Origin of the sequence: Rhodococcus sp. 1R11 (assembly GCF_004563845.1) — a bacterium.
GTDB lineage: Bacteria > Actinomycetota > Actinomycetes > Mycobacteriales > Mycobacteriaceae > Rhodococcoides.
On sequence record NZ_SPNG01000004.1, the window covers coordinates 426,285 to 435,272 of the forward strand.

Here is an 8,988-nt window from a genome sequence, read left to right on the forward strand (position 1 = left end):
GGACGACGAACGGGGACCCGCCGCAGCGGACCCCCGTTCGAACTGTCCGGCACACACCGTCAGACAGAGGCACCGTCGAGTACGCGGCCGGCCTCGACGGCCTGCGCGACACCCGCGACGATCGACGCGGCGCGAATCGCCTCGAAGATCTTCTCGCGGTCGACGCCCTCGGCGCGCAGTGTCTTCTCGTGCGCCTCGAGGCAGTGGTTGCATCCGTTGACGGCCGAGACCGCGAGCGACCACAGCTCGAAATCGGCTTTCTCGACACCGGGGTTGCCGATGATGTTCATGCGCAGGCCGGCACGCAGATCGTCGTACTTTCCGTCCAGGTAACCCTTGGTGCGGTAGAAGACGTTGTTCATACCCATGATCGACGCGGCTCCGAGAGCCGCGTTGTACGCCTCGGCCGACAACGAGTCGGCGGCATCCTCGGCGATCTCCTTCAACGTGGTCGCGGACTTCGATGCGGCAGCCACCGAAAGCAATGTGCCCCACAACTGTTGCTCGTTGAGCACGGTGGACCGCGCGATCGAACCGAGGTTGAGCTTGAGGTCCTTCGCATATTCCGGGACGGCGTTCTTCAAATTGTCGATCGACATGTCAGACGCTCGCTGTCAGTAGTTCGCCGGCGTCGATGGTGGGATCGCCCTTCTTCCAGTTGCATGCGCACAGCTCGTCGGACTGCAATGCGTCCAGCACTCGAAGAACCTCGTCCACATTTCGCCCGACCGATCCGGCGGTGACCGAGACGAACTGAATCTCGTTGTTCGGGTCCACGATGAAGGTGGCCCGGTCGGCAACGCCGTCGGAATTGAGAACACCGGTCGCAGAGGCCAATTCGCGCTTGAGATCGGACAGCATCGGGAAGGGGAGCGTCTTGAGCTCGTCGTGCTGCGCGCGCCACTGGAAGTGCACGAATTCGTTGTCGACGGAGGCACCGAGAACCTGGGCGTCACGGTCTTCGAACTCGTCGTTGAGCTTGCCGAACGCTGCGATCTCGGTGGGGCACACGAACGTGAAGTCCTTGGGCCAGAAGAAGACGATGCGCCACTTTCCGGCGTGGTCGTCGCTGGTGACGGTAGTGAAGTAGTCGTCGGGCTTCTGCGCGTTCACCTTGGACAGGTCGCCGCCGATAACGGCGGTGAGATTGTATGCGGGGAACTGGTCGCCGATTGTCAACAGTGCCATGTGGTCTCCTCGTGTCGAAATGATCGCGTCGGTTCCGTACGGAAGCGGTTCGGCTCGGCGGCGGGTGTGCAGCCGCACGAGCTCGACCGACTTGGACGAGTGTGCCAAAAATGGGCCGAAAGGTAAACGTGATGAGTGGCACTACACTGATAGGCGTGTCCGATCGAAGCTATCAGCCGACGCCGTCGCATCTACGAGCCTTCGTCGCAGTGGCGCGCTACCGCCACTTCGGTACGGCCGCAACACAACTGGGAATCACTCAGCCTTCGCTGTCGCAGGCACTCGTTGCCCTCGAACAGGGTCTCGGAGTGCAACTGATCGAACGTAACACCCGCAGAGTGCTGGTCACGGAGGCTGGGGCCCAGCTGCTGGGGCGCGCGACTGCGGCTCTCGACGCTGCAGACGGATTGGTTTCCGCGGCAGCAGGACTCGACGGGTGCCTGACCGGAGTTCTTCGGCTGGGCATGATTCCGACGGTGGCACCGTACGTGCTGCCCGCCCTGCTACCCGCGGTACGGGCGACGTACCCCGACCTCGTACCGAAGATCGTCGAGGACCATACCGTCAGGCTCCTCGATGCGCTCAGAGCCGGTACGATCGACGTCGCCGTGCTGGCCGGGCCCATTGCCGACAGCGGATTGGTCGAATTACCCATGTACACCGAGGATTTCGTCCTCGCCGTACCGGCCGGCCATGTACTTGCCGGCCGCGACGATCTGACCGTTGCCGACCTGCGCGGTCTACCGTTGCTTCTGCTCGACGAGGGTCATTGCCTGCGTGAGCAGACTCTCGATCTCTGTCGGTCGGTCGACTTCGCGCCCGACGCCGGTGATACCCGGGCGACGTCCTTGACCACCGTGGTGCAGTGTGTCGCCGGAGGTCTGGGCCTGACGTTGTTGCCCCGCAGTGCAGTTCGGGTCGAGATCGCGCGAAACGGGTTGTCCACGGCCGAGTTCGCGCAACCCGCGCCCGGCCGTACCATCGGCCTCGCGTACCGGGCGTCGAGTGCGCGTTCGACCGAGTTCGGAGCGCTGGCAAGCCTTCTGGCGGACGGGGTGCTCTCCGAGGCGCCCGCAGGCATCAGCCGGGCGTGACGACGATCTCGTCGAACACGATTTCTCCAGCCGCGTCGGATTCGGCGAGGTCGATGACTGCATCGAGCGACCAGCCGTGGTCACCGTCCGGATCTTCGAGTACTTGGCGGATGGTGGTGGATTCCGCGCCGACGTTCAGTGTGAACAGCGCCGGCCCGCGCGCCGAGGGACCGGTGCCGATGGACCCGTACTCGGCGAAGAACGGTTCCAATTCCTCCTCCCAGTCCGGCCCGTCGTCCAGGTCGTCGAGCGCGTTCCACTGACGACGCGCTGCCAGATCGACTCTACGAAAGATCGCGTTGCGGGCCAGGATTCGGAAAGCACGTGGATTCGCCGAGATCGGACGCGGTGCATCGGACCCGTACGCCTCGACCAGGGCTTCGGGTTCGGCACCGGGATCGGTCAGATTCTCCCACTCGTCGAGCAGGCTGGAATCCACTTGCCGAACGAGCTCGCCCAGCCACTCGGTGATGTCCTGCACCTCCTCGGTCCGCGATTCCGGCGGAACCGTCTGGCGCAGAGTGCGGTACGCGTCGGCGAGGTAGCGAAGGACCAGGCCCTCCGAGCGCATGAGGCCGTAGTGGCTGATCAGCTCTGCGAAGGTCATTGCCCGCTCGACCATGTCACGGACGACGGACTTGGGCGACAGGCCCACCTCGGAGAGCCACGGATGAGAACCGCGGTAGATCTCGAAGGCCGGGACCAGCAGCTCGGCAAGGGGTTTCGGCCAGGTGACCTCTTCGAGCAGTTCCATCCGCTCGTCGTACTCGATGCCGTCGGCCTTCATCTGGGCCACCGCTTCTCCGCGTGCGGCATGTTGCTGCGCCATCAACACCTGGCGTGGATCGTCGAGCGTCGACTCGATGATCGACACCACGTCGAGCGCGTGGGTGGGGGAGTCGACGTCGAGCAAGTCGAACGACGCCACCGCAAACGTCGACAACGGCTGATTGAGCGCGAAGTCCGGCTGCAGGTCCACCGTCAGCCTGGCATGGCGCCCGTCCGCGTCCGGCTCGTCCAACTGTTCGACGATTCCGGCCTCCACCAGGCCGCGGTACAGCGACAGTGCACGCAGGATGTGCTTGCGCTGAGCCGGCCGGGTCTCGTGGTTGTCCTCGAGCAGATGACGCATCGCGTGGAAGCAATTACCGGGTCGCGCAATGACATTGAGCAACATCGCATTGCTGACCGAGAACCTGGACGTCAACGGCTCCGGGCTCGCCGCGATGATGCGCTCGAACGTCGGCTCGCCCCACGAGACGAATCCGTCGGGTGCCTTCTTGCGCTGTACCCGCTTGAGCTTCTTCGGGTCGTCTCCGGCTTTGGCCACGAGCCGCGCATTCTCGATGTCGTGCTCGGGTGCCTCGACCACGACGGTGCCGAGGGTGTCGTACCCCGCGCGGCCCGCGCGTCCCGCGATCTGATGGAACTCACGCGCCCGAAGCTTGCGTGTTCTGATGCCGTCGTATTTGGTGAGCCCGGTGAACAGCACGGTCCTGATGGGAACGTTGATGCCCACGCCCAACGTGTCGGTACCGCAGATCACCTTCAGTAGACCGTCCTGCGCCAGTTTCTCCACCAGCCTCCGGTACTTGGGCAGCATGCCGGCGTGATGCACCCCGATCCCGTGACGAACCAGTCTGGACAGTGTCGACCCGAAGCCGGTGGTGAAGCGGAAATTACCGATGGCCTCGGCTATCGCGGTCTTCTCTTGCTTGGACGCGACATTGATACTCGTCAGGGCCTGAGCGCGTTCGAGTGCCGCTGCCTGGGTGAAGTGCACCACGTACACCGGTGCCAGGTGCGTCTGCACCAGCTCCTCGATCGTTTCGCCGATCGGGGTGGTGACATACGAGAACATCAACGGGACAGGGCGTTCGGTTCCGGAGACGACGGTGGTCGTGCGGCCGGTTCGTCGAGTCAGATCGTCGCGGAAGAACGAGACGTCTCCCAACGTCGCCGACATGAGCAGGAACTGCGCGTTGGGCAGTTCGATCAGAGGAACCTGCCAGGCCCATCCCCGGTCCGGCTCGGAGTAGTAGTGGAACTCGTCCATGATCACCTGGCCGATGTCGGAGTCGGCACCCTGCCGCAGTGCCAGGTTCGCGACGATCTCGGCAGTGGCGCAGATGATGGGCGCACCGGAATTGACCGACGCGTCGCCGGTCATCATGCCGACGTTCTGCGCTCCGAAGATCTCGCACAGGGCGAAGAACTTCTCGCTGACGAGCGCCTTGATCGGTGCCGTGTAGAAACTGCGGATACCCGCTGCCATGGCCGCGAAGTGGGCACCGATGGCGACCATGGACTTTCCGGAACCGGTCGGTGTGGCAAGGATGACGTTGGATCCCGAGACCAGCTCGATCAGTGCCTCTTCCTGCGCGGGATAGAGCGTCAGGCCACGGTCGGAAGCCCACGTGGTGAACGTGTCGAACAGGACGTCCGGGTCCACGCCGTCGGAGGTGGCGGCGGAGACGTCGGGTATCAGTTCGGTGAGGAGCACCTCTACAGGCTATGTGTCGGTGACGGCGGTTCCCGAATCGACACCGATCGCCTCCGATCGAGGAGTCAGGTCGCGCTCCGCTCGTCGGAGCCCATGGCCCCGAGCACGGCCATCCTGGTGCTCGAGCTGCCGCTGATCATGTCCTCGCCGACGCCGGTGATGAGCAGGTTGCGCCAGCGCACCTCGTCGAAACTGAGCGAGGGAGTGGAGTCGATGAAGTCCTCGAGGACCTGAAGGAAGCGCATCGGATCGTCGCGGAACGGGAAATGACCGGAATTGTCGAACACTTCCAGCTTCGAACCGGGCATGGCGGAATGAGCCAGCCGGGCGTGTGCCACCGGGATCACCGAGTCCTGCTCACCCCAGACCAGCAGCACCGGCAGATTCTCGGTGAGGTAGCAGCGGTCCAGCATCGTGACCACCTGACCACGCCAGTCGACGACGGCGCGCAACGTCCGGAGGTAGGCCTCGTACGTCGTCGGTGCCGGCAGTTCGCTCAGCACCCGGATCAGATCGGGGGTGTCGTGCAGCATCGACCCAGGTCGCAGCGGGGAGCTGTGCAGCTTGCTCAGTAGGCCGCCGGCCAACTTGACCGCCGGTATCGCGCCCGGCAAGCGCAGCAGCTTGACTGCCTCGCTGAGAAACGGCATCGAAGCCAGTCGCAGAAGGGGGTGCACATCTTTGGTGACGCCACCCGAAGACACCAACGCCAGGCGATCGACCATGTGCGGGAACTGGTACGCGAACTGCATTGCCACGCCGCCGCCGAGCGAGTGGCCGACCACGGTGACGTGCTCGATGCCCAGGACGGACAGCAGATCGCGCATACCGTTGGCGTACGCCGCGACGGAGTAGTCCGCCCGTGGCTTGTCGGAGCGACCGTGCCCGAGGAGGTCGGGGGCGATCACCGTGTAGCTCTTGGCGAGGTGCGGGATGACCTCGTTCCACGTTTCGGAATTGTCGCCGATCCCATGAATCAACAACAGAACAGGGCCCTCGCCGGCCATGCGGAAGGCACGACGATAGCCGTGAATGGTCCGAAAGATCAGGCGCGGTTCTTCGTCGGGAACCGGCCGGAGCTTACGACTGCGCGGAGTAGTGGACATTCGCGCCTCCTGATTCCCTGGTGTGCCGACTCACGGCGCAGTACGGCATCGCTGCACACGAGAGCGCGGCAACACCGATGACGGTTGTGTATTGCTACGACTCTCGCACGAGATGGCGCTCAGGGCAGAGCAACGGGCGTATTGCGGGTTACAGGTATGTTGCGATCCGCCTCGGCTGTCGCATATGACTGAATACGGGTCCGAGTGTTGTGACCCGCAACACAGTTATCGAGGCCCTTGTCCGTCTCCGTCGTCGAGCCCGGCCTGCTCGGCCAGGAATCGCTCGAACTCGGCACCCAGCTCGTCGCCGCTGGGGAGCGGCTCGTCACTGGCCAACAGTGTGGACTGTTGTTCCTGCGCGGCGACGTACGTGTCGTACTGACGCTCGAGCGCATGTACCACAGACTGCACTTCTTCGTTTCCGGTGATGTGCTCGTTGACCTGCTCCCGAACGCGGGCCGCGGCCTCACCCAACGCTGCCAGCGGGAGATCCAGCTCGGCGGCCTCACCGACGTTCTCGAGCAGGGTTTCCGCAGCCCCCGGGTAGTCCGTCTGCGCGAGGTAGTGGGGGACGTGTACCGAGAACCCCATCGATTCGTGGCCGTGCTGGGCCATCCGTAGTTCGAGTAAGGACGACGCACTGCCGGGCACCTGCAACTCACCCGCCCAGCTGTTGCCTTCCTTGACCAACGTTCGATCGCTCGCATGCGCGGTGACACCGAGTGGGCGGGTGTGCGGAATGGCCATCGGGATGGAGCCGAGACCGATCGTGCGCCGCACTCCGAGCTGCTCGGCAAGGAGCCGCACAGCCGTCGTGAATTTCTCCCATCGCAGATCGGGCTCCATGCCGGCGAGAAGAAGGAAGGGAGTCCCCACGTTGTCCTTGACGGCATACAGATTGAGCTCGGGAGCGTCGTAATCCGAGAAATGATCGGACTTGAACGTCATGGTGGGCCGACGGGACCGGTAATCGATCAACTCGTCGACATCGAAGGACGCCACCAGCTCGGTTTCGAGACTCTCCCGCAGATGGGTCGTCGCAAGCTTCACGGCGTGGCCGGCGTCGGAGAATCCTTCCAGTCCGTGCACCAGCACGGGCCCGACTCCGTCGTTGGAGAAAATCTGAGGTGCCGGAAATTCCAGCTCGTACATCTTCGACTGTTCGGTCATGGCCGGGCCCCTTTCGGATCGACTCGTCGATGCCTCGACGCGAGCATCGGGTCAGAATACGCGGACCGTCGGCTCGAGCCGCATACACGCCGACGTCGATCGTGGTGAATCACTACCCGACAGAACAACCGCGGAACCGTCGTTCATTCCCGGTATGCCGTTCGTCTCCCGGGTCGACGCATCAGCGGTCGAAATTCGCCAGGGCCCGGATCTTGTTGGTGACGTCCAGTGCGGCGACCTTGTAAGCCTCGGACAGCGTCGGATAGTTGAAGACCGCATCGATCAGGTAGTCGACGGTGCCGCCGCATCCCATGACGGCCTGCCCGATGTGCACCAGATCCGTGGCTCCCGAACCGAAGATGTGCACGCCGAGAATCGAACGGTCCTCGGTGGAGACGAGCAGCTTGAGCATCCCGTACGAGTCCCCGGCGATCTGGCCACGGGCAAGTTCGCGGTATCGCGACACACCGACCTCGTACGGAATGGATCCTTTCGTCAGATCGACCTCGGTCGCCCCGACGTACGAGACCTCGGGGATGGAGTAGATGCCGATCGGTTGAACATCGGTGAGCTGCGCGCTCGGCTCCCCGAACGCGTGATACGCCGCCAACCTGCCCTGATCCATCGACGTCGCCGCCAACGCCGGAAACCCGATGACGTCGCCGACGGCGTAGATGTGGTCCACCTTGGTCTGGAAGTGCTCGTCGACGAAGATGCGCCCGCGGGCGTCGGCTTCGAGGCCCGCGTTCTCGAGTTCCAGGGCCGTGGTCAGCCCCTGGCGACCCGCTGAGTACATCACTGTCTCCGCCGGGATGCGTTTGCCGCTGGCCAGGGTCGTCACCGTACCGTTCGGCCCGACGTCCACCGCCGTGACTGCCTCACCGAAGCGGAACGTCACCGCGAGATCACGGAGGTGGAACTGCAGGGATTCGATGATCTCGCGATCGCAGAAGTCGAGCATCGAATCCCGCTTCTCGACGACGGTCACCTTGGTGCCCAGGGCGGCGAACATCGAGGCGTACTCGATCCCGATGACACCTGCACCCACGACCACCATCGATGCCGGGATGAACTCCAAGTTCAGAATGCCGTCGGAGTCCAACACCCGGTAGTCGTCGAATGCGACGTCGGCGGGTCGCGCGGGGGCGGTGCCGGTGGCGATCACCACGTTGGCGGCCGAGACCGTGATGCGCTCGCCCCGCGTCTCGTCCTCGACGACGATGGTGTGCGCGTCCAGAAACTTGCCGACACCGGTGATCAGCTCGATGCGGTTGCGGAGCAGTTGCGAGCGCACCACCTCTATTTCCTTACCGATCACATGCTGGGTTCTTGCCAGCAGGTCGGCGGGAGTGATGTCGGCCTTGACGCGGTAGCTGGCCCCGTACAGCTCTCGCTGATTCATACCCGTCAGGTAGAGAACGGCTTCCCGGAGTGTCTTGGACGGAATGGTTCCGGTATTGACGCACACGCCGCCGAGCATGTGGCCCTTCTCCACGATCGCCACTCGTTTGCCGAGCTTCGCGGCGGCGATCGCGGCCTTCTGGCCGCCGGGACCCGAGCCGATGACCACCAGGTCGTATTCCATGGGTGCAGACATCGTTCATAGGTACCGCTCGCACGAGAAGACTGTGTGCCCGCTCGGTCACGAGCGTGTGAATTCCACGGCTCGTCACACCGAACGAATGCAGATGTCGCCACGTGACGATGCGTTGTGCGAGGCTGAACGGAGCACGCAACACACGATTTTCAGTGGAGGAATACATGCCGCAGCAGGTCCGCGCCGTCGTCGCCAAGAGCAAAGGCGAGCCCGTCTCGATCGAGTCGATCACCATTCCCGATCCCGGCCCGAACGATGTCGTGGTCACCATCGCCGCGTGCGGGGTGTGTCATACCGATCTGCATTACCGCGAGGGCGGTATCAACGACG

8 protein-coding genes are annotated in these 8,988 nt (G+C 63.9%); 2 read left to right on the top strand and 6 right to left on the bottom strand.

Features of this window, described 5'->3' with window-relative positions:
- Window positions 1-59: 59 nt before the first annotated feature.
- The gene (locus E4P29_RS09965) at window positions 60-599 is read right to left on the bottom strand and encodes a carboxymuconolactone decarboxylase family protein (RefSeq protein ID WP_135044169.1); all 540 of its coding nucleotides are present in this window, start codon (window positions 597-599) and stop codon (window positions 60-62) included.
- A 1-nt stretch (window position 600) separates the two neighbouring features.
- The gene (locus tag E4P29_RS09970) at window positions 601-1,188 is read right to left on the bottom strand and encodes a peroxiredoxin (protein ID WP_135044171.1); all 588 of its coding nucleotides are present in this window, start codon (window positions 1,186-1,188) and stop codon (window positions 601-603) included.
- 155 nt (window positions 1,189-1,343) lie between these two features.
- Between E4P29_RS09970 and E4P29_RS09975 the strand changes: the two genes are divergently transcribed.
- The gene (locus tag E4P29_RS09975; RefSeq protein WP_135044173.1) at window positions 1,344-2,282 is read left to right on the top strand and encodes a hydrogen peroxide-inducible genes activator; all 939 of its coding nucleotides are present in this window, start codon (window positions 1,344-1,346) and stop codon (window positions 2,280-2,282) included.
- Here E4P29_RS09975 and E4P29_RS09980 read toward each other — a convergent pair.
- The 4 genes from E4P29_RS09980 to sthA all read right to left on the bottom strand — a co-directional run bounded on the left by E4P29_RS09980 (window position 2,269) and on the right by sthA (window position 8,658).
- Window positions 2,269-4,785, bottom strand: a complete 2,517-nt coding sequence (locus tag E4P29_RS09980; protein ID WP_135044175.1) for a DEAD/DEAH box helicase — start codon at window positions 4,783-4,785, stop codon at window positions 2,269-2,271. The genes E4P29_RS09975 and E4P29_RS09980 overlap by 14 nt on opposite strands.
- A gap of 65 nt (window positions 4,786-4,850) precedes the next feature.
- Entirely contained in the window at window positions 4,851-5,891 is a 1,041-nt protein-coding gene (locus tag E4P29_RS09985) for an alpha/beta hydrolase (protein ID WP_027496867.1), read from the bottom strand.
- Window positions 5,892-6,116: 225 nt separating this feature from the next.
- Complete coding sequence (locus E4P29_RS09990) at window positions 6,117-7,061, bottom strand: PAC2 family protein (protein ID WP_135044177.1); 945 nt, start codon at window positions 7,059-7,061, stop codon at window positions 6,117-6,119.
- Between the two features lie 181 nt (window positions 7,062-7,242).
- Window positions 7,243-8,658: a Si-specific NAD(P)(+) transhydrogenase gene (gene sthA, locus E4P29_RS09995; protein ID WP_135044179.1), complete on the bottom strand. Its 1,416-nt coding sequence runs from the start codon at window positions 8,656-8,658 to the stop codon at window positions 7,243-7,245.
- 164 nt (window positions 8,659-8,822) lie between these two features.
- Here sthA and E4P29_RS10000 point away from each other — a divergent pair.
- Window positions 8,823-8,988 (top strand): alcohol dehydrogenase catalytic domain-containing protein (locus E4P29_RS10000; protein ID WP_167735432.1); only part of this gene is annotated, 166 nt, incomplete at its 3' end.